This is a genomic window from Desulfoluna sp. (assembly GCF_030145185.1).
Lineage (GTDB): Bacteria > Desulfobacterota > Desulfobacteria > Desulfobacterales > Desulfolunaceae > Desulfoluna.
In genome coordinates this window covers 63,967-86,374 of the sequence record NZ_JAQYWB010000006.1, presented here as the reverse complement: position 1 = coordinate 86,374, position 22,408 = coordinate 63,967, and the positions used below count along the sequence as shown (strand labels likewise).

23 protein-coding genes are annotated in these 22,408 nt (G+C 57.4%); 19 read left to right on the top strand and 4 right to left on the bottom strand.

What is annotated here, in order from left to right; all coding sequences use genetic code 11:
* Entirely contained in the window at nucleotides 1-1,065 is a 1,065-nt protein-coding gene (locus Q1Q75_RS03065; RefSeq protein WP_300667534.1) for a hypothetical protein, read from the bottom strand.
* Nucleotides 1,066-1,548: 483 nt separating this feature from the next.
* On the opposite strand from Q1Q75_RS03065, the gene Q1Q75_RS03060 reads away from it, so the two are divergent.
* The 19 genes from Q1Q75_RS03060 (at nucleotide 1,549) to Q1Q75_RS02970 (ending at nucleotide 18,477) form a co-directional block, all read left to right on the top strand.
* Nucleotides 1,549-2,955: a sigma 54-interacting transcriptional regulator gene (locus Q1Q75_RS03060; RefSeq protein WP_300667533.1), complete on the top strand. Its 1,407-nt coding sequence runs from the start codon at nucleotides 1,549-1,551 to the stop codon at nucleotides 2,953-2,955.
* Nucleotides 2,956-2,988: 33 nt separating this feature from the next.
* The gene (locus tag Q1Q75_RS03055; protein ID WP_300667532.1) at nucleotides 2,989-3,354 is read left to right on the top strand and encodes a hypothetical protein; all 366 of its coding nucleotides are present in this window, start codon (nucleotides 2,989-2,991) and stop codon (nucleotides 3,352-3,354) included.
* Nucleotides 3,338-5,074: a PAS domain-containing sensor histidine kinase gene (locus Q1Q75_RS03050; protein ID WP_300667531.1), complete on the top strand. Its 1,737-nt coding sequence runs from the start codon at nucleotides 3,338-3,340 to the stop codon at nucleotides 5,072-5,074. Before Q1Q75_RS03055 ends, Q1Q75_RS03050 begins: the two co-directional genes overlap by 17 nt.
* A complete protein-coding gene (locus Q1Q75_RS03045; protein WP_300667530.1) occupies nucleotides 5,071-5,433 on the top strand; it encodes a response regulator in 363 nt (120 codons plus the stop codon). The genes Q1Q75_RS03050 and Q1Q75_RS03045 overlap by 4 nt, the downstream gene beginning before the upstream one ends.
* On the top strand, nucleotides 5,430-6,026 hold the full coding sequence (locus tag Q1Q75_RS03040; protein ID WP_300667529.1) for a hypothetical protein: 597 nt from the start codon (nucleotides 5,430-5,432) through the stop codon (nucleotides 6,024-6,026). The genes Q1Q75_RS03045 and Q1Q75_RS03040 overlap by 4 nt, the downstream gene beginning before the upstream one ends.
* A gap of 327 nt (nucleotides 6,027-6,353) precedes the next feature.
* Nucleotides 6,354-7,586 carry a response regulator gene (locus Q1Q75_RS03035; protein WP_300667528.1) on the top strand — a complete coding sequence of 411 codons (1,233 nt, stop codon included), beginning with the start codon at nucleotides 6,354-6,356 and terminating at the stop codon, nucleotides 7,584-7,586.
* Nucleotides 7,587-7,655: 69 nt separating this feature from the next.
* Complete coding sequence (locus Q1Q75_RS03030) at nucleotides 7,656-8,090, top strand: response regulator (protein ID WP_300667527.1); 435 nt, start codon at nucleotides 7,656-7,658, stop codon at nucleotides 8,088-8,090.
* 84 nt (nucleotides 8,091-8,174) lie between these two features.
* Nucleotides 8,175-9,647, top strand: a complete 1,473-nt coding sequence (locus Q1Q75_RS03025) for an SLC13 family permease (protein WP_300667526.1) — start codon at nucleotides 8,175-8,177, stop codon at nucleotides 9,645-9,647.
* 523 nt (nucleotides 9,648-10,170) lie between these two features.
* Entirely contained in the window at nucleotides 10,171-10,728 is a 558-nt protein-coding gene (locus Q1Q75_RS03020; protein WP_300667525.1) for a Na+/H+ antiporter subunit E, read from the top strand.
* Complete coding sequence (locus Q1Q75_RS03015) at nucleotides 10,721-11,011, top strand: monovalent cation/H+ antiporter complex subunit F (RefSeq protein WP_300667524.1); 291 nt, start codon at nucleotides 10,721-10,723, stop codon at nucleotides 11,009-11,011. Before Q1Q75_RS03020 ends, Q1Q75_RS03015 begins: the two co-directional genes overlap by 8 nt.
* Before the next feature lie 14 nt (nucleotides 11,012-11,025).
* Nucleotides 11,026-11,373 carry a monovalent cation/H(+) antiporter subunit G gene (gene mnhG / locus Q1Q75_RS03010; RefSeq protein ID WP_300667523.1) on the top strand — a complete coding sequence of 116 codons (348 nt, stop codon included), beginning with the start codon at nucleotides 11,026-11,028 and terminating at the stop codon, nucleotides 11,371-11,373.
* Entirely contained in the window at nucleotides 11,357-11,602 is a 246-nt protein-coding gene (locus Q1Q75_RS03005) for a hydrogenase subunit MbhD domain-containing protein (protein ID WP_300667522.1), read from the top strand. The genes mnhG and Q1Q75_RS03005 overlap by 17 nt, the downstream gene beginning before the upstream one ends.
* On the top strand, nucleotides 11,599-12,432 hold the full coding sequence (locus Q1Q75_RS03000; protein WP_300667521.1) for a Na(+)/H(+) antiporter subunit B: 834 nt from the start codon (nucleotides 11,599-11,601) through the stop codon (nucleotides 12,430-12,432). Before Q1Q75_RS03005 ends, Q1Q75_RS03000 begins: the two co-directional genes overlap by 4 nt.
* A 4-nt stretch (nucleotides 12,433-12,436) precedes the next feature.
* The gene (locus tag Q1Q75_RS02995; RefSeq protein ID WP_300667520.1) at nucleotides 12,437-12,844 is read left to right on the top strand and encodes a cation:proton antiporter subunit C; all 408 of its coding nucleotides are present in this window, start codon (nucleotides 12,437-12,439) and stop codon (nucleotides 12,842-12,844) included.
* Between the two features lie 2 nt (nucleotides 12,845-12,846).
* Nucleotides 12,847-14,337: a monovalent cation/H+ antiporter subunit D family protein gene (locus Q1Q75_RS02990; protein WP_300667519.1), complete on the top strand. Its 1,491-nt coding sequence runs from the start codon at nucleotides 12,847-12,849 to the stop codon at nucleotides 14,335-14,337.
* Between the two features lie 2 nt (nucleotides 14,338-14,339).
* Entirely contained in the window at nucleotides 14,340-15,827 is a 1,488-nt protein-coding gene (locus Q1Q75_RS02985) for a monovalent cation/H+ antiporter subunit D family protein (RefSeq protein ID WP_300667518.1), read from the top strand.
* Nucleotides 15,828-15,841: 14 nt separating this feature from the next.
* On the top strand, nucleotides 15,842-16,072 hold the full coding sequence (locus Q1Q75_RS02980) for a hypothetical protein (RefSeq protein ID WP_300667517.1): 231 nt from the start codon (nucleotides 15,842-15,844) through the stop codon (nucleotides 16,070-16,072).
* Between the two features lie 31 nt (nucleotides 16,073-16,103).
* Complete coding sequence (locus Q1Q75_RS02975) at nucleotides 16,104-17,891, top strand: Na(+)/H(+) antiporter subunit D (protein ID WP_300667516.1); 1,788 nt, start codon at nucleotides 16,104-16,106, stop codon at nucleotides 17,889-17,891.
* A gap of 106 nt (nucleotides 17,892-17,997) precedes the next feature.
* Nucleotides 17,998-18,477: a Crp/Fnr family transcriptional regulator gene (locus Q1Q75_RS02970; RefSeq protein WP_300667515.1), complete on the top strand. Its 480-nt coding sequence runs from the start codon at nucleotides 17,998-18,000 to the stop codon at nucleotides 18,475-18,477.
* Nucleotides 18,478-18,579: 102 nt separating this feature from the next.
* On the opposite strand, the gene Q1Q75_RS02965 is transcribed toward Q1Q75_RS02970, so the two are convergent.
* From Q1Q75_RS02965 to Q1Q75_RS02955, 3 genes are all read right to left on the bottom strand, one after another.
* The gene (locus tag Q1Q75_RS02965) at nucleotides 18,580-19,455 is read right to left on the bottom strand and encodes a hypothetical protein (protein WP_300667514.1); all 876 of its coding nucleotides are present in this window, start codon (nucleotides 19,453-19,455) and stop codon (nucleotides 18,580-18,582) included.
* A 231-nt stretch (nucleotides 19,456-19,686) separates the two neighbouring features.
* Entirely contained in the window at nucleotides 19,687-21,393 is a 1,707-nt protein-coding gene (locus Q1Q75_RS02960) for an FAD-dependent oxidoreductase (RefSeq protein WP_300667513.1), read from the bottom strand.
* 406 nt (nucleotides 21,394-21,799) lie between these two features.
* Nucleotides 21,800-22,402, bottom strand: coding sequence for a hypothetical protein (locus tag Q1Q75_RS02955; protein ID WP_300667512.1), 603 nt, complete (start codon nucleotides 22,400-22,402; stop codon nucleotides 21,800-21,802).
* Nucleotides 22,403-22,408: the final 6 nt, after the last annotated feature.

Here is a 22,408-nt window from a genome sequence, read left to right as displayed (position 1 = left end):
TCACCTCCTCACTCCGTTGGGGGAACCTTCATTCCCCGTCTCAAGCCCCATGCGGGCAACCAGCCATGCGTACCTCGACGCCGGGAGAACCAGTCGGCGCCCCGGATAGAGCGCCATCAGACGCCAAATCGCCTCTTCGGGATCGGCCAGAGTCTCGGGAAGATCCACCAAAAGCCGTCCCTGCCAGCCCAGACCGCCGTGAAGCACCACCTCGGTCTTTGCCGGGCCCAGTCGCGCCCCGTTTCGACCCGCCACGGACGCGGCAACCTCCTCAAGTCCACGATCTCCCTCGAGCCGCATACACAGGCTGTAGGGAACCCGCTCTTCAAACAACACCGGGGGAGCGCCCCGCCTGCAGGAGACCGATCCCAGGCCGTAGTTGCGACGCAACCGCTCCTCCAGATCGCCATTTTCCAAAGCGGAACGGTTCCACACCGTCAACCCACCCTCCTGGGTCCAAAATTCCACATCCACACCGCGACGGACCAGATCAAACTCAGCCTCTGCCATATCCGACGCCAGCTGCAAACGGTCTCCTCCCAAGGGGCGCCCGGGGTCCCCAAAGGCGACGGCCGTCCGTTCCAGAATCGCCCTGGCTTCTTCATCCACAGGTTCCTTCCCTCCGGGTAGATACATATCGTAGAGGGTATGATCGAGAAAACTTTGTCCGAACAGGCGCCTGCGACGTCGTTCCGACCCGCGATCCCACCCGTGATCCCCTTTACGTTCAGGCTCCGAGAAAAGCACCCGAAAAACCGCCACCGGAAAACGCTGCAGCAAGTGCCCCAGGTCTCCGTAAAAAATCCTCACCCCACGTCCCAGGGCGGTGGCCATGGCCTGGCACATTTGAGCCCGTGCGCATTTGCGCTCCTTCACCATGCGGTCCGCCAGGGGATGGGCTCCAAAAAGTGCCCATGAAAGGGTGATGTTCCCACCGCCCCCTTCAACCGCCATATTAATGAGGGCCTCATCATCCATAGAAGCGCTGCCTGTGTCCCGTTCAAGAATACGAACCAGCTCCTGAACATGCCCACTCTCGCCCCCTGAAATCACAATGGCTGTCATATCCGCTGTCACCCTCCAAACCTTGCAATCGGCGTTACCATCATTTCAGGGAGCCCACGCACCGACCCGTCGGCCTCCTGCACACATTCACTACCTCCGCTGCCCAAGGGATCCATATTTACGCCCATGGCGGCATGTTACTTTAAAAAACATAGCAAAACCCATGCCAACCTACCCCACCTGAAATCCTTTATGATCCTGTCCTAAAAAAAGCCCCCCGACAATCAAAACTTACACAGTGTAAAGATTCCTGACGCCTTAATAATATAAGAATCCTCATCTCAAACCATCCCAAGAAGGTCTCTGTCATGGTTCCCGACGCCCTCGGTTTCAACGGCGCCCGACCGTGATCACGACGCACTTTGCCTCTTGACACCATCGCCCGGGTAAGCAAAAGATAGAGACTGGCAACGCGTCAGCCTCAAAGACGGGAGTAAACACCCGCCAGCCAGCAACAATCAGGCCCCAGATGAAGGAGACCCCATGCCCGTGCCCTCCCCAGCCATCGCCCACCTTCTCTCCAACGAGCTCTCCTTTGACCAGCTCATGGATGAGGTCCCCCTGGCCATGGCGGTTCTGGACAGAGACCTGCACATCGTCTGGCTCAACCGCGCCTTTGAAACCCTCACGGGGTTCTCCCGAAGCGACGCTTACGGGGTCCCCTGTCGCTATATCGTCCGAAGCCGTGCCTGCGTGGAAAACTGTCCCAAGAAAAAGGGAGACCTCAGCGCCTCGGCCCCCTGCCAGAGTGACCTGATCAACCGGGACCGCGTCCGCCTGCCGATCAAGCTCACCTTGGCCCCCCTCACCAATGCCGAAGGACGTCTCACCGGGTATATGGAAACCATTGAGGATCTTCGGGCGGTTCAGGAACTCGACAGCAAAAAAAACCAGGCCTTCAGCTTCGAAGGGATTATCGGTCGCAGCGAGAAGATGGAAAAAATCTTTCAGACCCTGCCCATCCTCGCCCAGAGCGATGCCTCCGTCCTGATCACGGGAGAGACAGGCACCGGCAAAGACGTGGTGGCCGAAGCGATCCATCAGACCTCCCTGCGCGCAGGGGGCCCCTTTATCAAGATCAACTGCGGCGCCCTTCCCGAGACCCTTCTGGAAAGTGAACTCTTCGGGCACGCCAAGGGCGCCTTCACCGGCGCGGTGGAGAGCAAGCCAGGCCGGTTCCGAATGGCCCACAACGGCACCCTCTTTCTCACGGAGATCGGAGATCTTCCCCTGTCCCTGCAAGTGAAACTGCTCACCTTTCTCGACGATCAGGTGATCTACCCCCTGGGGGATACCCGCCCTTTCCATGCCAATGTCCGCGTCATTGCCGCCACCCACCGCAACTTAGAACAGATGGTGGCCGACGGGCATTTTCGTCAGGATCTTCTCTTCCGCCTCAATGTCGCCCGGATTCACCTCCCCCCCTTACGAGAACGCAAAGGGGACATCCGAATCCTCCTCGACCATTTCCTGGAGATCTACCGAGGCCAGCTGGGCAAACGCATCAGCGGTTTCTCCAGGGAGGCCATCTCCTTCCTCACCCACTACCGATTTACCGGCAATATCCGGGAGCTGCGAAACATCGTCGAATTTTCAGCCAGCATGTCCACCGAAGCCACCATCGGCGTGAATGACCTGCCGGCCTACCTTCTGGAAGCGCCCCTGCCCCTCATGCAGGAAGCACCTCCCGCCTCCCCCTTTCACCCCGGGCCCCTGCCCGCCCCCCTGCCCGAGACCCAAGCGCCTCGCACCTGGGCCGCCACCGAACGTGAAATGATCCTGGAAGCCCTGCGGGAGGCTCGGGGCAGACGTCAGGAGGCGGCAGAACGCCTCGGCTGGGGAAGAAGCACGCTATGGCGCAAAATGAAACAACTCGGAATAAACGCTTGAAACAATTTAAAACATCATGCTACTGTTTTTCTCATGTCAAAGAAAATCCTCATCCCCATCGCCGGTGACGAGGTGGCCCCCCGCTTCGATCTGGCCGCCGAAGTGCATATCGTCACGGGCCTGAAGAGTGGCGAGACGGAAGATAAAACCGTCGTACTGCCCCAGGCCTCCGCCGAAAAACTCTGCCACCTGATCCTGACAGAGAATATCTCCTGCGTTATCTGCGGAGCCATTGAGGAAGAGTATTTCGAGTTTCTTTCCTGGAAAAAAATCACCGTGATCGATGCCGTGGCCGGATCCTGGGAGAAAGCCCTCATCCTTCACCTCAAGGGAGACCTCTCCTCCGGGGAGATTCTCTGCGACCGCAGTGTGGAGGGACGCCATGTGGACCATCCATAACCTGATCACCCACATCGATAACCTTTTCAGCCGAAGCGCCGATGCTCCGGGCCACTACCGCATTCTCACCCGAAACATCATCATCACCATGCTGGTGGTCACCATCACCCCCTTAACCGTCATGGGGATTCTCAACCACTTTCAATACGGCCGCCACCTCCAAAACGAGCTGATTACCCCCCTTGCCAACACCGCAAACAAGGCCAAGCACTCCTTTGAGCTTTTTTTTGAGGAGCGGCTCTCCACCGTTCGGTTCATCGCCAACGCCTATGATTACGAGGAACTTCTGGACGACAAGACCCTCCACCGCCTTCTCCGAATTCTCAAGACCGAGTTGGGCGGCTTTGTGGATCTGGCCATCATCAACGACGACGGGGATCTGGTCAACTACGCCGGTCCTTACAACCTTCTGGGAAAAAACTACGCCAGCCAGCGCTCCTTCCAGGAAGTCCTGGTAAAGGGATCCTACATCAGCAACGTCTTCATGGGCCATCGCAAGCTGCCCCATATTGTGGTGGCGGTTCAACGCTACACCGATGAGGGGACCAGCTGGATCGTTCGAGCCACCATCGACACCGATCGTTTCTACAAACTCCTCGGCACCCTGGGGCTCTCTCCCCAGAGCGATGCCTTCCTGGTCAATTCCGATAATATCCTGCAAACCAACTCCACCTTCTACGGAAAAACCCTGGAAACATGCCGCCTGACAATCCCCAGCGGCATGCGCAGCACCTTTGTCACGGAAACCACCGACCCCGACAATCGCCAACTCCTCCTGGCCTGCTCAGGCTTCACCAATGCCGACTACGTTTTAGTCATCGCCAAACCCCGCTCCGTAGTCCTGAGATCCTGGTATGCCCTGAAATCAGATGCCTTGCTGGTCTATACCCTGAGCCTGCTGGTCATCATCTTCATGGTGGTCAAAATGACCGGCACCCTCGTCAGGCGCATCAAGGAGTCCGACGAACGACGTGAAACGGCCCTGACAGAGCTGCAGCACAACCAGAAGCTCTCCTCCATCGGACGCCTGGCCGCCGGGGTGGCCCACGAAATCAACAACCCCCTGGCCATCATCAACGAAAAAGCGGGCCTCATGAGTGACCTGGTGATGGTCAGCGATGATTTCCCCCATAAGGAGCGTCTCTCTGAGCTGACCGCCGCCATCATCGCCTCGGTCTCCCGCTGCAAGACCATCACCCATCGCCTTCTGGGATTTGCCCGAAAACTTGACACCCTGATGGAAAGCCTCGACATCAATGAGATCTTAAAAGAGGTCATGGGCTTTCTGGAGCGTGAGGCCCTCTACCGCCAGATGGACGTCAGCCTCAACCTCGACCCGACGCTGGCCCCCATTCTCTCGGACCGGGGACAGCTTCAGCAGGTGTTTCTCAATCTCCTGACCAATGCCTTTTCTGCCGTGGATGACGGGGGCACGGTCCTGATCGCCTCCGCCCCCGCCCCGGACGGCGGCCTTTCGGTGACGGTCCAGGACAACGGCTGCGGCATGACCGAGGATGTGGCCAAACGCATCTTCGATCCGTTCTTCTCCACCAAGAAGGGCAACGGCACCGGACTGGGGCTTTCCATCACCTACGGCATCATCAAAAAACTGGGCGGTGCCATCACACTGAACACACGGCAAGGGGAGGGCACCACCTTCACGGTCACCCTGCCGAAAAACCCTCCTGCCGACAAAACCAAGGGAGACCCAACCCCATGAACCCACGCGTTCTGCTTATCGACGATGAAAAAGAATTTGTCACCACCCTGGCCGAGCGGCTGGAAATCCGCGAGTTTTCCACCGCCACGGCAGAGGACGGAGAGACCGGCCTCGCCCTGATCCGCAAGGGAACCTTTGATGTGGTGATTTTAGACCTGCTCATGCCGGGAATGAATGGCCTGGAGACCTTGAAACATATTCGCCATCTGGCCCCCGACCTGCCCGTGATTCTTCTCACCGGCCATGGGTCGACCCGAGAAGGCATGGATGGCATGCGCCTGGGAGCGGTGGATTATCTCATGAAGCCCCTGGCCATCGAAGACCTCCTGGAAAAAATCAAGGAGGCCCTCGCATCATGAGCACTCCCGCCTCAGACCTTACAACCACGGCCCTCATGGGGTCTGTCACCGCCCCGGCCACCCATGATCTGATGAACGTGCTGGCCATCATCAACGAACACGCAGGACTTCTCTCCGACCTGCTTCAATTCGGGGGCCCCGAGGCCCTCACCCCAGAGCACCTCGAAAAAGGCATTGCGGCCATCGCCACCCAAGTGACCCGGGGGAGAACCCTTCTCACCCACCTCAATCGCCTCGCCCATGCCCCAGACCCCAACCCGAGCCCCGTGGATGTTGGCCTCGTCACCGAAGAGATCGTGGCCCTCACCCAGCGACGGTTCCACGCCAGACTGGCCGCCCCCGCCTCCTCCGGCATCGTCACCTGCGACCCCGTCAGGGTGCGCCTTTTAATCTTTCGGCTCCTCGAAGCCGCCTGCCACCCAACACAGCAGGAAGAGACCCTCGTGACCGTCACATCCCAAGGGGCCACCCTGGACATCACCCTTGAGGGCCACCGGCCCTTAGAACACCCCGACCCCCTCGCCGAAGAGATCGGCGCTCTCCTCACCAGCCACCATCACACCCACACCCTCTCCCTGAAAATCACAGACTGAAACCGACAGGAAACCGTCCCCTGTGACGGCTTCCCTCACCCGCCGGGGAACAAAGCAGCCACCGGCGTCAGGGGGTCTCCGGCCCCCCTCTCTCTGCCCCCTCCCACGCGACACGCCACGCCCCTTTTTCTATCCACCAAAAGTTTCATTTTGTTTCATTTTGTGCGTTTCAATTTAGTTCATTTCGTCTCGTTTCTTTTTTCTTCCCCCGCCTCAGAAACACAAACCCCTTGTTTTACATGACTATCCAGCTATTGGCATAGCCCTTGCAGAACATCAATATAAATGAATTCTTTCATCAATCTTCGCAATTACAAGGAGCCACATATGCCATCCATTACCATTACAAACGGCGCATTCAGCCAGGCCGGAGCCATTGTGGACGCCCTCAGCAGTGCCTCCGACATGAAAGTTTACACCGACCGAGAGATCATCGCCCTCACCGCCGAGAGAGAGCACCTCAAAGAGGCCTCACTCTCGAAGATTCTTAAAGGGCAAACCCCGACATTCAACACCTTCACCAAGGAGAGGGAAAAGAGCCTGGCCGCCGTCAAACTCACCCTGGCCACCCTGCTCTCATCCAACGATATCATCCTCCACGGCTTAAGCGGACACCTGATCCCCGAAAGCCTCACCCCGGTCCTGCGCGCCCTGATCATCACCGACAAAAAAAGGCGGATTGCCTGCGCCCGGGAAACGCGGAACATCTCTGACAAAGAGGCCAGTGCCAAAATTCACGACCTGGACGAAGCCGCCCTCCTCTGGTGCAGCAGCCTCCATGGAAAAAGCGCCTGGGACCCTAAACTCTACGACCTGGTCATCCCCACCGACAAAACCCCCGTGGAGGACGCCCTGGCCCTGATCACCCGAAGCCTGGCCCGTATCGAAGTGGCCCCTTCAGAATCCCAGCGCCTCATGGCGGACTTCACCCTGGCCTGCCAGGTTGAGCAGGTCCTCATTGAGACAGGAGAAGGACTCACGGCAGAGGCCAAGGATGGGCATGTCACCGTGACCATCAACAAAAACGTCTTGATGCTGAGTAAATTCAAACAGAAGGTAAAATCTGAGGCCGGCCGGATCAAGGGGGTCCTCTCCGTAACGACCCGCATCGGAAAAGGATTTTACAAAGCCAACGTCATGTACGACTTCGACCTGCCCACACCACCCCGTATTCTTCTGGTGGACGATGAAAAAGAGTTCGTCCAGACCCTTTCGGAACGGCTCCGAATGCGCGAAATGACCACCTCCGTGGCTTATGGCGGAGAGGAGGCCCTGGCCATCGCCAACCAGGAAGAGACCGACGTCATGGTCCTGGACCTGAAGATGCCCGGCGTCAACGGATACGATGTGCTGAAAAACATGAAGGATCAACGGCCCCACGTTGAGGTGATCATCCTCACCGGCCATGGCTCGGAAGAGGACCGAAAGCGATGCCTGGCCATGGGTGCTTTTGCCTACCTTCAGAAACCCGCGGATATTGACCGCCTCACGGAAACCATGAAGGCGGCCTATGAAAAGATACAGTCAAACCGAGCCGAAGAGCCTTCGGCAAAGGCTTAGGAAAGAGCGTACCGCGCAAGGCAGCGCGAACCACGCCCGCCCAACCAGCCCATTTCAGGAGAGAGAGCGATGACATACAAACCCCATGTACTCGTTGTGGATGACGAGAAAGAGTTTGCCAACACCCTGGCCAAGCGACTGGAGCTGAGGAACTACAAGACCAAGGTGGCCTATTCCGGCCAGGAGGCCCTGGACATCCTCGCCGAGGGTCTCATTGACCTTGTGATTTTAGACGTCCTCATGCCCGGGATGGACGGCTGCGAAACCCTGGCCCAGATCAAGACCGATCTCCCCCTGATCCCGGTCCTGATGCTTACCGGTGAGGCCACGGTGGAACGCGCCATCGCCGGGATGAAAGCCGGGGCCCTCGACTTCCTCATGAAGCCCTGTGACATCGGCGTCATCGCCGAGAAGCTGGAAGGGGCTTACAAGCTCAAGTGTGACCACGAGGCCCGAATTCGAGACGCGGAGATCAACAACCTCATCAACCGAAAAGGCTGGTGAAAAGCGCCCCCCGCAACCCCCTGTCCCACCCCGGAGTCGGGGTGCAATCCAGAGACTGAAGACTCCCTGCATGGAGGTTTATACATGGTAACGGAAACCCTACAGGCCGAAAGTCGGCCCATTGACTGGAAACGCATTTTCTTTCTCGCCCTCGGGCTAGGGCTTTTTGCCCTGGTCAACTACAGCTCGGCCTGGCCCGACGCCATCGACCCCAACGGAGAGCATTTTGCCCTGTCTCCCCAAGCCAAGGGGGCCATTGCCATCTTTCTGCTGGCGGGAATCTGGTGGGTGTTTGAGGTCCTGCCCATCGGCATCACCAGCCTCACCATCGGTGTCCTGCAGGTGATGTTCATGGTCAGGCCTGCCAACAGTGCCTTTAAAGACTTCATGGATCCATCGGTCCTCTTTATCTTTGCCTCCCTGGTCATCGGCATGGTGTTCACCAAGACGGGACTCACCCGGCGCATCGCCTACAAGATGCTCTCCATCGTCGGTGAACGCACCAGCATGATCTACTTAGGCAGCTTTGTGGTAACGGCCGCTCTCACCCACATCATGGCCCACACGGCCGTGGCCGCCACCATGTACCCCCTGCTTCTCACCATCCACTCCATGTACGCCGAAGACCGCGAGCCCACACGATTCGGCAAAGGGCTCTTCATCGGCATGGCCTGGGTGGCCGGGGCCGGCTCTATCATCACCCTGCTGGGCTCCGCCCGGGCCGCGGTGGCCGTCGGTTTCTTCAAGGACATCGTGGGAAGAGAGATCGATTTTTTCGAGCTCTCCTTTTTCATGGCACCCGTCGGCTGGAGCATGGTCTTCATCCTCTGGGCCTTTGTCATGGTCTTCTTCAAGCCCGAGAAAAAACGTATTGAGGGCATCAAAGAGCGCTCGGCCTATATGCTTAAAGAGATGGGCCCCATGAGCCGAACCGAGGTCATCTCGGCCCTGATCATCTTCGGCTGCATCTTCTGTCTCTCCATGCGTTCCTTCATCCCCGCCCTGGGCGGCGTCAACAAGACCGCCATCATCCTCGTCTCCACCATCCTCTTTTTTATCCTCAACATTCTGGACATCAAAGACCTGGAGGCGATCCCCTGGAATATCATCCTCCTGTTCGGCGGTGCCATGAGCATCGGCTTCTGCCTCTGGGAGACCGGGGCGGCCCAATGGCTTGCTGTCAACTGGCTAACCCTCTTCAAGGAAGCCCACTGGTTTGTCTTTATCATGAGCATCTCCTTCTTCGTCATGGTGATGACCAACTTCATCATGAACGTGGCAGCCATCGCCATCTCCCTGCCCGTGGCCCTGGTCATCGCCCCGTATCTGGGCGTAGCCCCTGAGGTGATCCTCTTTGCCGCTCTGGTTCCGGCGGGGATGCCCTTCCTCCTGCTTGTTGGCGCAGCGCCCAACGCCATTGCTTACGATTCAGGCCAATTTACCACCGGAGAATTCTTCTCCTACGGCCTCATTTCCAGCCTGATCCTCATGGTCATCACCGGCCTCTTTATTCTCGTTGTCTGGCCCATGATGGGCATGCCGGTTTTACTTCCATAAACACGAAATAGAGGCACGACTCCGGGGTGAGCACTTCGCTCATCCCGGACAATCAAATCAATATCCTGCAGAAATAAAGAGAGATATCCCCGTTGAATAACTAAACGACATCTCTCAGATGATAGCTATACGGTTCAGTTATTTGCGCCGTTTGCCCCATGGCTAATAAATAAATTTAATTGACCATTTCGATCAATCTCCAAAACCCCTTGACACCCCATATGATCTTTTGCAGAATAACCATTTATCCGCAGGTGTTCCCTTTTATCGGGCAGGTCAACCTGTAATTTTTATCGTGTGTTTCGGGCCATTGACAGGGCCACCAACAAGCCGTTTGCACACAACGTCACCCGTAAAAAATGTGTGATGAATTAGCGTAAAAGCCACCGGACAGGACACAAAACCAGCCCCTTAGGCTTGTGCCCATACCCGACCCGGTTCTTTCGCCGAACCTCTGAAACCGGCTCAGATCATCCCCTGAGCTGTCTCAGCGACAGTGTCAATACTGAGGAAGGTAGCAACTGTGACAAGAAAAATGAACTCTCCTAGGCCGCAACCCGACCCCCCTGAAGCAGGAGGAGGCTTCAAGCCGGTCCCCTTTGTGGTCACCTTTGTCGTCATGATGGCAACCTGGGTGGCGTTATCGGGAAAACTCGACATCTTCCACCTTTCATTGGGCGTCATCTCCTGTGTGATCGTCTCTCTCATCTCATCCGATCTTCTCATCACCACCTCCACGTTTAAGGGAATGCCCGGCCTCTGGCTTCGCTTCCTCCTGTACATGCCATGGCTCATTAAAGAGATCATCCTGGCCAACATCCATCTTCTAAAACTGGTCTTTCACCCCCGGCTTCTTGAGGAAATCAACCCCCAGATCATTGAATTTAGAAGCCGAATGGAAGATGACATGGCCCTGGTGACCTTTGCCAATTCCATTACCCTGACACCCGGAACCATCACCGTCTCCCTCTCCGTCTTCGGAGACTATGTGGTACACGCCATTGACGACGCCTCTGCCGAGTCCCTGCCCGGCGAGATGGAAAAACGTGTCGCAACCGTATTCGGAGAGGCCCATGGATAACTTTTTTCTCAGCGCAGCCATCGCAATCTGCCTGATCTCGCTGATCTCGTTGTACCGAGCCATTGCCGGTCCCACCATTTTGGACCGCATCATCGGCATCAACGCCCTGGGCACCAAGACCACCGTCCTTCTCATCATCATCGGGCTGCTCTTTGATCGGGTAGACATGTTTGTGGACATCTCCCTGGCCTATGCCCTCCTGAACTTTATGACGGTGCTGGCCTCGGCCCGATACTTCCATAAAAAGAAGGGGCTTCACGGCGAATCCCTCACCCAGAAATAAGGAGAGACAAAAAAATGATCTTTGTAAGCCTCCTCATCATCGCCGGCGGCATTTTCTTCTTCTTTGCGGGTGCCGTGGGCGTGATCCGATTCCCAGACTTCTATTCCCGGCTTCATCCCGCCGGGATGATTGATTCCATGGGACTGCTGCTCTCCATGAGCGGCCTGGCCCTTTATGTGCTCTCCCACCACGGCCTCACGGGGACGAACATCCTGACGGCCATCAAGATCATCCTGATCGTCATCTTCGTCTACCTCACCAGCCCCACCGCCACCCACGCCATCGTCGATGCCGGTATCCGCGCAGGACTGGCACCGTGGACAAAAAAGAAAAACGGAGGCAGCGATGACCCTTCCCATTGATCTTGCGATCCTCACCCTTGTGGTCATCAGCGGTATCGGCGCCCTGGCCGTGAAGGACCTCCTCGGGGCCTCCATCGTCTTCAGCGCCTACAGCTTTCTCATGTGCCTGGCCTGGGCCTCCATGGGGGCCGTGGACGTGGCCTTCACCGAGGCAGCCGTCGGGGCAGGCGTCAGCACGGTCTTTTGCGTGGCCGCCGTCTTTCACACCACACGGAGGACCAAAGATTGAAATTTTTAGCCATGATCGCCGTCGTCCTGACAGGAGGGCTTCTCATTTTTCACACGGGGGCCTTTCCCGATTTCGGCGATGCCAACTCACCGGCAAACACCTATCTCTCCCCCTACTATCTGGAAAACGGGCAGGCGGATACCCACGCACCCAACGTGGTCACCAGCGTCCTGGCCGATTACCGAGGGTACGACACGATGTTTGAAACCACCGTGGTTTTTGCCGCGGGCCTGGCCTGCTTCTTCCTGCTCCGCCGGAAGCAAAAACCCGGAGACACCCCGCGAATGTACCGTCACCTGCCCACGGGCGTGACACTGCATATCAAAGAGGGCGGCACCCTTCCCGCCGAGGACTCCGCGGTCTTCCGGCGCCTGGACTCCGAGTTTGTCCCCCACCAGATTATTATCAAGAACACCTGCCGCATCGTCATCCCCTTTATTCAGATCTTTGCCCTTTATGTGGTGGCCCACGGTCACTACAGCCCCGGCGGCGGGTTCCAGGGCGGTGTCCTCCTGGCGGCATCCTTCATTCTCTACGCCATCAGCCACGACCTGCGTCGTGCCATCCGGCGATTCCCTGAAAAAGTAGCCGCCCTCTTTGGCTCCATGGGCGTCCTGATCTACGCGGGCACCGGGGTCTTGTGCCTCCTGTTCGGAGCCAACTTCCTCAACTACGAGGCCCTGGCCCCCTTATTGGGCGTAAGCCCCGTCATGGCCCGTTCTCACGGAATTCTCATCGTGGAAATCGGCGTCGCCTTTGCCGTCATGGCGGTGATTATCTGGATTTACTACAACCTGTCCTCGGCAGGGAAACACGACGAGGGGCTCTGATACCATGAACGACCTGTTGCCGCTCATTGCGGACAAATACAACTACTGGATCTACATCGTCTTAATGATGCTCGGGCTCTACGCCATGATCGGTAAAAACAACCTGGTAAAAAAAATCATCGGCATGAACATCTTCCAGACCTCCATCATCCTCTTCTACGTCTCCATCGCCTACAAAAAGGGGGGGACCCTTCCCATCATCATGGGAGACGCCCACGGGGGAGGCCACGCGGCCGTCCACGCGGCGGACTATATCAACCCCCTTCCCCATTGCCTCATGCTGACGGCGATCGTGGTCTCCGTGGCCACCCTCGGCGTGGCTCTGGCCCTGGCCATCAAGATCTACCGCCAGTACGGTACCCTGGAAGAGGATGACATCAACCACCAGATTCGAATGCAGGCAGGACAGTAAGAATGACACAGCATTTTCCGGCACTCCTGATTATCATACCGCTGCTGTCGGCGCTCCTCGTCTCCGCCATGGGGTGGATCGACCGGCGCTGGTGCTTTCCCCTGGCCGTTGCGTCCCTGGCCGGGGCCCTGGCCGTCTCCATCGGCTTGGCAGCCCACGTCATGGCAGCAGGCCCTATTGTCTATAAAATGGCAGGATGGCGCCCACCCATCGGCATCGTCTACGTGATTGACTACCTGAACGCCCCGGTCCTTGTCGTCATCCTGGCCGTCGCGCTCTTAAACCTCATCAGCGCCAAAGTCTGGATTGAAAAAGATTTTGAGGACAAAATGGGGGCCTACCTCGGCCTTTACCTCCTCTTTCTCTCCGGTATGGTGGGGATCGTTGCCACCGGTGACGCCTTCAACCTTTATGTGCTCCTGGAGATCGGCTCCCTGACCGGCTACGCCCTCATCGGCCTGGGCAAGGAGCGAGCCCCCCTGTCGAGTCTCAACTATCTCTTCATGGGAACCATCGGCGCCTCCTTTTACCTGTTGGGGATCGGCTACATCTACATCGCCACCGGCACCCTGAACATGGCGGACATCGCCCTCCTGGTCCCGCAGCTCGAAGGCTCAGGCACCCTGTTCCTGGCCCTGATCATCTGCATGGCCGGCCTCTTTGTGAAAATGGCCCTCTTTCCCCTGCATGGCTGGCTGCCCAACGCTTACAGCAACGCGCCGTCCGCCTCTGCCGGACTCATCGCCCCCCTGACCACCAAAGTGATGATCTACGCGATGGTGCGGGTCGGTCTCACCGTCTTTACCCCGGCGTTCACCTTCGCCCGGCCCCTGCTCTCCGAAGCCATTGTCTGGCTGGCGATCGCGGCCATTGTCAGCGGCTCTCTGCTGGCTCTGATGCAACGGCGCCTCTCCCGCATGTTCACCTACATCATTGTGGCGGAAGTGGGCTACATGGTCGGGGGCTTCTGGTTGGGCAATAAAGCCGGCGTCACGGGTGCCACCCTGCATATCATCAACGATGCGGCCATGACCCTCACCCTTTTTATGGCGGTGAGCGCCATCATCTGGAAGCTGGGCAGCGATAAATTTGAAGACCTCCAGGGGCTCTTCGGCAAGATGCCCTTCACCATGATCGGGTTTGTCATCGCGGCCCTGGCCGTCATCGGGATCCCCCCCACCTGCGGTTTCTTCAGCAAATGGTACCTCATCACCGGCGGAATCAACGCCGGCCAGTGGGGATTTGTCGCCGCGCTGCTCTTCAGCAGCCTGGTCAACGCGGTGCTCTTCTTCCGCATTTTTGAGATCGCCTTCTTCGAGCCCTTTGCAGAAGGCCACGGCCATCACGACCACGGGCCTGTCTTCAATGAAGCCCCCGTCACCATGGTGGCACCGCTCCTTATTGCGGCCCTCTCACTGATCGCCCTGGGACTCTATACCGGTGACATTGTCACGAAACTCATTCAGCTGGCCTTACCGGCAGGGATTGCATAGATATGGAAATGCTTTATTCAGCCAAACCCCTTGCTGCGATTCTCGTCTCCTTTTTTGTGGTGCCCATCATCTTCTCCAGCCGGTCGGAGAACGTGCGTGAGGCGTGGACCTTTGTCGCAGCCATTTTAAAATTCGCCATCGTTCTCTCCATGCTTCCCTTTGTCTTAAAGGGAGGTCAAATCGCCTACACCCTGGTCGAAGTCTTGCCGGGGCTGGCCATCGAGTTCAAGGTGGATGCCTTCGGCATGCTCTTCGCTCTGGTCTCCTCCAGCTTGTGGATCGTGACCTCCATGTACTCCATCGGGTACATGCGAAGCCTGAACGAGCACGGACAAACGCGCTATTATGCCTGTTTTGCCCTCTCCCTTTCCGCCACCCTGGGCGTTGCCTTTGCCGGTAACCTCTTCACCCTCTATCTCTTTTACGAGATGCTCTCCTTTGCCACCTATCCTCTGGTCACTCACCATCAGGATCAGGAAGCCAGGAGCTCGGGACGCAAATACATCACCTACATCCTGGGTGCCTCCATCGGCCTGGTGCTGCCGGCCATGCTGGTCATTTACAGCCAGACCGGCACCTTCGAGTTTGCCCCCCAGGGATTCATGAACGGGCACTTTTCTCAACCCGCCACGGCGGTGCTGCTTCTCATGTTCGTCTTCGGGTTTGCCAAGGCAGGCGTCATGCCGTTCCACTCCTGGCTACCGGCCGCCATGGTGGCCCCCACCCCGGTGTCTGCTCTGCTCCACGCCGTCGCGGTGGTCAAAGTCGGGGTCTTTTGTGTGGCCCGGGTCATCACCGGGGTCTTCGGTACCAAGATGCTGGCCTCCATTGGGCTGGGCACCCTCGTCTGCTACGTCGCCTCGTTTACCATCATCGTCTCCTCGATGATCGCCCTCTCCCAGGACGGCCTGAAACGACGGCTGGCTTTCTCTACCATCGGCCAGCTCTCCTACATCATCCTGGGTATCGCCCTGCTCTCCCCCTCGGGGATGACAGGCGGTATGCTCCACATCGCCATGCACGCCTTCGGCAAGATCACCCTCTTCTTCTGCGCCGGGGCCATCTTTGCCGCATCGGGCATCAAGAACGTCAGCCAGATGGTGGGTATCGGTCGCCGCATGCCCTACACCATGACCGCCTTTCTCCTGGGCTCGCTCTCTGTCATCGGGCTGCCGCCCCTGGGTGGTTTTATCAGCAAATGGAACCTGGTGATCGGCACCCTGGAGTCGGGACAGATTTTCTTTCTCTTTGTCCTTCTGGCCAGTTCCCTCATGAACGCCGCGTACTTTCTGCCCATCTCTTATAAGGCCTTCTTCTGCACCGATGAAGAGGCGATGTTTGAGAAAAAAGTCGACGAAGTGCCTACCTGGTGCCTGATTCCTCTGTGTATGACAGCCACCTGTTCCGTGATCTTCTTCTTCTATCCCCAGCCGTTCCTGCAACTGGCGAAATTGGCCGTGGCGACCATTATTGGCGCTCCCATGCCCTAGGCTTAAGGTGACATATGACGACAAAAAACACTCTTTTTGACAGCCCAAAGACTCTGAAAACCCTGATCGTGCTTGGCGCGATCTTTCTGGGGGGCCTGCTGGGGGCCGACTTTCTCATTCACCCCCATGCGTCCTTTACCGTCGACGGATGGCCCGAGTTCAACCCTCTTTTCGGGTTTCTCTCCGGTCTGGCGCTTCCCGTCCTGGCCCTGGGCCTTTCGTTTTTGGTGAAAAGCGGAGAATAACAGGTCATTTTTACAGGAGACATTCGATTCCATGCCACTTCATATACCGTTTATTGATATGCCCCCCGCCCTCATCATGGTGATCGGGGCCCTGGCCCTGCCCATCCTGAAGGGACGCGGCAGGGCCCTCTGGATGACGGCCCTGCCCCTTGTCGCCCTGGTGACCCTGCTCTCGGTTCCCAACGGCACGCACTGGACGGTCCCCTTCCTGGACTATCAACTCATCTTCGGCCGGGTGGACGCCCTCTCCCGCGTCTTTGGTACCATCTTCTGCATCGCCGCCTTTGCCGGCAGCATCTATGCCATGCACGAAGACGATGCCCTGGCCCATACCTCTGCCATGATCTATGCGGGAAGCGCTGTGGGCGTCACCTTTGCCGGTGACTTCTTCTCCCTTTATGTCTTCTGGGAGTTCATGGCAGTGGCCTCCACCTTCCTGATCCTGGCCCGAAGGACGGAAAAATCCCAGAAGGCGGCCTTCCGGTACATCATGATTCACATCCTGGGAGGGCTCTGCCTCATGGCGGGTATTGTCCTTCAGATTCAAGAGACCGGCACCCTCGCCTTTTCGGCCATCAAACTGGCGTCTCCTGCCTCCTGGTTCATCTTTTGCGGTGTGGCCGTCAACGCAGCGGTTTACCCCATGCACGCCTGGCTCAAAGACGCCTACCCGGAAGCCACGGTCACCGGCGCTGTCTTCTTAAGCTCCTTCACCACCAAAAGCGCCGTCTACACCATGGCCCGAATCTTTGCCGGAGCGGATATCCTGATCCCCTTAGGCCTTGCCATGGCGCTCATCCCCTTGTGTTACGCCGTCATTGAAAATGATATCAGGCGCGTGCTCGCCTACAGCCTGATCAACCAGGTGGGCTTCATGATCGTGGGAATCGGTATCGGCTCAAACCTGGCTTTAAACGGGGTGGCGGCCCATGCCGTCTGCCACATTTTCTACAAATCCCTGCTTTTCATGAGCGCAGGCGCCGTGATCCAGCAGACCGGCAAACAGAACCTGAGCGAGCTGGGGGGACTCTTCCGGGCCATGCCCTGGACCGCCACCTTCTGCATCGTCGGGGGGCTCTCCATGTCTACCCCCCTCTTCTGCGGCTTTGTCAGCAAGTCCATGATCATCTCCGCAGCGGCCCACGAACACCTCACCCTGGCCTGGTTTGCCCTGCAATTTGCAGCGGTGGGGGTCTTTGCCTATGTGGGAATCCGGGTCCCCTTCCTCACCTTCTTCCACAAAGACTCTGGCCTGCGCCCCAAAGAGGCACCCTGGAACATGCGGATTGCCATGGGCTTTACCGCCCTGGGCTGCGTTTATGTCGGCACCAACCATGAGGTGCTCTACAACATGCTGCCCTTTGCCGCCGACTATGAGCCGTATACCTTCGGCCACGTGGTGGGGCAACTCCAGCTCCAGTTCTTCGGCACCCTTGCCTTTCTGCTCCTTCTGGCCAAAGGGCTGTTGCCCCGCCTGGAAAAAGTCACCTTCCTCGACACCGACTGGTTTTATGCCGGGGCCGGGCGACTCTTCCATTGGGTGGCCGATAAATCACTCAACGGGATTAACGCGGCCTGTGATCTTCTCCTGGTCAAGGGCCTGACAGGGCGGATCAATCACTTTGCCCAGAAAGCACCGCAATCCCTTGCCATCGCCCTCATGGCCCCCCTGTCTCACCTGTCCAGCAAAGGACACAGTGACCAGGCGGACCTTTCCGAACGGATCAAACAGGCCTTTCAAACGGGGACCGTCCCCTCGGGGGTGGGCGCCTTTGTCGCCGTGCTCTTTATTTTTCTTCTCTATGCTGTCAGGGGGTAAGCCCTGACGGCAACGAAGTTGCCTGGAGGGCATGACGTCCCAAAGGGCAACAGAAGACAAACAAAACAATGCATTTTCAGCCATACGCATAACGAGGACAGAGTTCATGATCTCACGAGACGATATAAAAAACGCCTTTATCTTTACCGCCCTTTCCGATGATCAAGTCGACAGCATCATTGCCATCGCCAAACCTCGGTCCTTCGAAGAGGGAGAAGTGATCTTCACCAAGGGGGGACAGGCCGGGGTCCTCTATCTGGTCCGATCCGGAACGATCCTCATCGAACAGGAGATGACCCAGCACATGACCGTTACCGTGGCCACCCTGAATGCCGGTGAGTGCTTCGGCTACTCCTCTTTGATGGAAGAAGTCTCCTTCAGCACCACCGCCGTGAGCCCCGAACCCTCCGAGGTCGTTGTGATCGACGGCTCCGCGCTTTTAAACGCCATGGAAGCAGACCACCATCTGGGATTCCTGGTTTACAAAAAACTGGTCCAGATGATGGCTGGGCGCCTGGATCGGCGCACCGAGCAGTTCCTCCGTGCCCTCTCCACTCACCCCGAGATCCATGAGCTCGAAGAGTAGCCATTCTTGCGCCGCCTGCCTGATCGGAGCCGGCCCCATTTCATAAAAAAAAAGGCCACCCCATATCAGGGTGGCCTTTTTTGATTCATCGTCTCATCGGGGTCACGGCTCCCCCATCAATAAAAAGAGAGCCAGGGACGCCACCAGAGGAAACAGAAACAACAGCACCTCACGGCGGCCAGGCCTGAAAACGGACCGATGCCGTAGAACCATGCCGGTGAGGTAAAAAATGGCCAGAACCGGCAAGGCCGGAATGAACACCTGGAAGATCCGGGCCGAGGCGGAAGCCAAAAAAAGACCGAGGACCGCCAGGGGAATCCCCATCACCCGATCGTCTATATGGAAAAAACGGGAAGCCCCCCCTAAGAAAATCACCATAAACCAGTCGGCCATGCCAAAGAGAGGGTAAAGGTCGAAGGACCCTGGGATGGGAAACTTCATGAGCAGCATCTCGGAGATCGGATAGAGGCCCTCCCGCCCGGCCAGGTAATAAGCAGCCACATCATTTGCGATGAAGTGGGTGGGGCCGGCAAGGAAGCTGACCGCATCCGCACACACCATCACACTCACCAGGGGCCACAACTCTGCGGGGTGCTTCACCAGCCGCGAGAGAGACCCCGCCCCCACCCCCACAATAAGGATCTGCCCACAGGTGATCGTCCCCTCCCAGAGCCCTCGCAGAGGCAGCCCAAAACGAACGGCCAGCCAACTGACAACCGTCACCCCACATCCGATGGCAAGCACGCCCCAGCGAGTCCCGGTAGACACCTCCGGGACGGCCACACGCAGCACGCACTGCTCCGTCACGAGAACAAGGGCCCAGAGGGTCAAGGCCAGAAAGGCCAAAGAGACCCCCAACGAGTGCCCGAAACGCTCAGGAAAGAGCCCCAGCACCCCGCAAACGGCAAGGGACCCGATGGCCCAAAGCCCCAACAGGCCAAACACCACCCCGGCATCCGATTTTTGTCGTAATTTCATGGACGTCATTAAACCATAAACAGAACCCAAGAGCAAAAAGAAGCCCTCTCCAGTCCCCAGAACTGCCGGCTCTCCGAGGCGTAGAGTCCTCCCTGTGTTAAGCCGTAACCCGAGTGCAAAAAAAAAGCCACGGCGATGAAGCCCGTGGAACTCGAGGCACATCGCAATGGCAATCAGTGATGAAGGCCGCCGGGGTATGACCCGAGGCGGCCTCACGAATCATCTTTCGCCTTAAAGGGTCACCTTGGCCCCCCAGGTCTTGAGGGTCGCCATGCCACCCTGAACGCTCACGGTATTGGTGATACCCATTTCACGCAAGTTAAGCTGGGCTTCAAAGGAGCGCACGCCGGTGTTGCAGACAAGAACCACCAACTTGTCTTTGGAAACCTCGTCGAGACGGGTTTTAATCTCTCCCTGGGGAATACTGTTCCACTTACCGGGGAACTTGGTGCAAAAGGGGGTAGAGTCCGGTCGTTCGCGACAGTCGATAAACACACAGTCCCCCTCCTCCCAGAGTCCCTCAAAGGTCTCAACGGGAATGGAATGAAGGAGGCCGTCCACCGCGTTGTCTGCCACATTGCCCAGAGAGTTGACGATATCCATGGCCGAACTGAAGGGTGGGGAGTAGGCAAACTCCATGTTGCTGATATCAAGCAGGGTGGGCTTGTACTTCAAGGTAGCCGCCACCGTGTTGATGCGCCCCACCATGGCGTCCCCGCTTCCTGCAAAACCCTGAATCCCGAGCACCCGCTTGGTGGCCTTCTCCACCACCAGTTCCAGGAACATCAGCTCTTTCTCCGGATAAAAATGGGCCCGGTCCAGCTGACACATGGCAACACTGATGGCATCAAAACCAGCGGCCTCTGCCCCCTTCAAGGTCAGGCCACTGCCTGCCAGAGACTTATCAAAAAGCTTCACCACAAAACTGCCTACCGGCGCTTCAGTGGTGGCTGAACCCCCGGCCATATTGGTCCCAATCACGCGACCCTGACGGTTCGCCAGAGACCCCAGGGGCCAGACCCCGGATTTGCCGCTCACAGCGTGGGTGAGTTCAATGCAGTCCCCTCCGGCATAAATATCCGGATCGGAGGTTTCAAGCTTCTCGTTCACCAGGATCCCGCCGGAGGATCCCACCTCAAGCCCGGCATCGCGGGCCAGCTCGCCGTTGGGCTGAATGCCCACGGCCATAATGACGAGATCGGCCTCCAGAGTTCGTTTGTCGGTGACAACGCGACCCACGGCCCCGTTCTCCCCTTCAAACGCTTTCACGGTCTCACCGAGGCAAAAGTTCACGGCGTTCTCTTCCATGGAACGCTGAGCCATATGGGCCATCTGCTGACTCACGAAGCCGGGCATGATCTGATCACCGATCTCGACCACGGAGGTTTCGATCCCCCACATGTCCGCCAGGGCTTCTGCCATCTCCAGGCCGATGAAGCCCGCGCCGACAATCACCGCCTTCTCCACCTGCCCCGCAGCAACCAGCTTCTTGATCGCCATGGCATCTTCAAGGTTGCCCACAGCATGGATATTGGCAAGCTCCTGGCCGGGGATCTTAAGATCCCGGGTGCGACTGCCCGCGCCGATGACCAGCTTGTCGTAAGGATAACTCTTCTCAACCCCATCCTTGCCCTGGGCCCAGACCACCTTGGCTTCACGGTCGATACGGGTCACGAGGGTCCCCGTAACGAGATGTTCAAAACCCTTGATGGTTTTAAAGAACTCTTCGTTACGCACCATATGATAGGCTGTGCTTTGAAGGGCCGTATGGTCCGCCACATCTCCAGAGACGTAATAGGGAATGCCACAGCCTCCATAGGAGATGTAGTCGTCTTTGTCGATGAGAGTAACATGGGTTGTGGGATCGATGCGCTTCACTCTGCAGGCAGCCTTGGTCCCCAAGGCCACGCCGCCGATGACAACAACTCGTCTTGACATTTTCTTGTCTACCTTTTTTGCTTATACTTATCGCCACTGGGTCGGCGTCAACGGACACAGACTACAGTCCAATGGCGTCGCACCCCACTCGATCGTTACGTTTTCCGGGCTGACAAAAGGTCCGTTCAAAGGATAAACGGAAGAGATCATCCGCCTGGTCACCTTCCGGTTGTAGTACCTTATCCTCTGAATTACAAGAAAAACAAGGAGGAACCCAAAGGGTAAGAAATGAAGGGGGAGGCCCATAGAAACGAGCGGCTTTACGGTGAACAGGGAGCATCCCAAGCGGCCTGATCCTTCGACTAAAAAAACCGGTCATGGAGTACTGACCATGTCAGCTTAAGTATTGTGCGTCATCACAGGAATCAAAATAAATCACGGGGCCGAAACCGAAGACGAAGACTCATCAAACCCGCAAATGATGTTTCTCTTTTCTCAAGAGGTCGGAGGCAGCATCCAAGGTAGGAACCTCCAGAATCGTCAGGCCAATCTCTTCAAAAATAGCGTTGACTCTCTCCTTGACAGGCTTGGGGAGCCCATCTGCAATACAAATGATTCGAGACACATTCAGTTGCTCCAGGGTACAGGCCACTTTTCGGATATGAAACGCATTCTTTTTGTCTCCATTCTCCTGGATGCGACTGACATCTACAATGACATCGCAGCCACTGCGCAACGAGTCCAGAACCGAAAGAATATGATTTGAGAATTGCTTGGCCCCTTTGTAATCAAATTCCCCCGCCATTTTCACGTAAAGCCGATTTTCGATCGTAAACCCGCGGATGGCCCACATGGCGGAACGAGTCCGCCCGACCTTACTCTCGCCCTTTTTCTCACGCTCCAGGTCCTTGATACGTCGCTTCGCCCAGCTGATTTCCTTTTCTCGTACCGAAACCCCTTCAAGAAGTTGGAAGATATCGGTCAAAATCTCTTCTTCCTTCAAATCCTTCAGTTGCTTCTTCTTGTATTTCTCGGCAATTCCGGAAAATCCGCTCTCCCTGACGACCATGCCCTC

What these genes read in the sequence shown, in the direction of transcription:
- Q1Q75_RS03065 (WP_300667534.1), bottom strand. Translation starts at nt 1,065, where the DNA reads ATGACAGCCATTGTGATTTCAGGGGGCGAGAGTGGGCATGTTCAGGAG.
- Q1Q75_RS03030 (WP_300667527.1), top strand. Translation starts at nt 7,656, where the DNA reads ATGACATACAAACCCCATGTACTCGTTGTGGATGACGAGAAAGAGTTT.
- Q1Q75_RS02970 (WP_300667515.1), top strand. Translation starts at nt 17,998, where the DNA reads ATGATCTCACGAGACGATATAAAAAACGCCTTTATCTTTACCGCCCTT.
- Q1Q75_RS02960 (WP_300667513.1), bottom strand. Translation starts at nt 21,393, where the DNA reads ATGTCAAGACGAGTTGTTGTCATCGGCGGCGTGGCCTTGGGGACCAAG.
- Q1Q75_RS03040 (WP_300667529.1), top strand. Translation starts at nt 5,430, where the DNA reads ATGAGCACTCCCGCCTCAGACCTTACAACCACGGCCCTCATGGGGTCT.
- Q1Q75_RS02980 (WP_300667517.1), top strand. Translation starts at nt 15,842, where the DNA reads ATGACGACAAAAAACACTCTTTTTGACAGCCCAAAGACTCTGAAAACC.
- Q1Q75_RS02990 (WP_300667519.1), top strand. Translation starts at nt 12,847, where the DNA reads ATGACACAGCATTTTCCGGCACTCCTGATTATCATACCGCTGCTGTCG.
- mnhG (WP_300667523.1), top strand. Translation starts at nt 11,026, where the DNA reads ATGATCTTTGTAAGCCTCCTCATCATCGCCGGCGGCATTTTCTTCTTC.
- Q1Q75_RS03060 (WP_300667533.1), top strand. Translation starts at nt 1,549, where the DNA reads ATGCCCGTGCCCTCCCCAGCCATCGCCCACCTTCTCTCCAACGAGCTC.
- Q1Q75_RS02955 (WP_300667512.1), bottom strand. Translation starts at nt 22,402, where the DNA reads ATGGTCGTCAGGGAGAGCGGATTTTCCGGAATTGCCGAGAAATACAAG.
- Q1Q75_RS02965 (WP_300667514.1), bottom strand. Translation starts at nt 19,455, where the DNA reads ATGAAATTACGACAAAAATCGGATGCCGGGGTGGTGTTTGGCCTGTTG.
- Q1Q75_RS03055 (WP_300667532.1), top strand. Translation starts at nt 2,989, where the DNA reads ATGTCAAAGAAAATCCTCATCCCCATCGCCGGTGACGAGGTGGCCCCC.
- Q1Q75_RS03005 (WP_300667522.1), top strand. Translation starts at nt 11,357, where the DNA reads ATGACCCTTCCCATTGATCTTGCGATCCTCACCCTTGTGGTCATCAGC.
- Q1Q75_RS02985 (WP_300667518.1), top strand. Translation starts at nt 14,340, where the DNA reads ATGGAAATGCTTTATTCAGCCAAACCCCTTGCTGCGATTCTCGTCTCC.
- Q1Q75_RS03035 (WP_300667528.1), top strand. Translation starts at nt 6,354, where the DNA reads ATGCCATCCATTACCATTACAAACGGCGCATTCAGCCAGGCCGGAGCC.
- Q1Q75_RS02975 (WP_300667516.1), top strand. Translation starts at nt 16,104, where the DNA reads ATGCCACTTCATATACCGTTTATTGATATGCCCCCCGCCCTCATCATG.
- Q1Q75_RS03015 (WP_300667524.1), top strand. Translation starts at nt 10,721, where the DNA reads ATGGATAACTTTTTTCTCAGCGCAGCCATCGCAATCTGCCTGATCTCG.
- Q1Q75_RS03045 (WP_300667530.1), top strand. Translation starts at nt 5,071, where the DNA reads ATGAACCCACGCGTTCTGCTTATCGACGATGAAAAAGAATTTGTCACC.
- Q1Q75_RS03025 (WP_300667526.1), top strand. Translation starts at nt 8,175, where the DNA reads ATGGTAACGGAAACCCTACAGGCCGAAAGTCGGCCCATTGACTGGAAA.
- Q1Q75_RS02995 (WP_300667520.1), top strand. Translation starts at nt 12,437, where the DNA reads ATGAACGACCTGTTGCCGCTCATTGCGGACAAATACAACTACTGGATC.
- Q1Q75_RS03050 (WP_300667531.1), top strand. Translation starts at nt 3,338, where the DNA reads ATGTGGACCATCCATAACCTGATCACCCACATCGATAACCTTTTCAGC.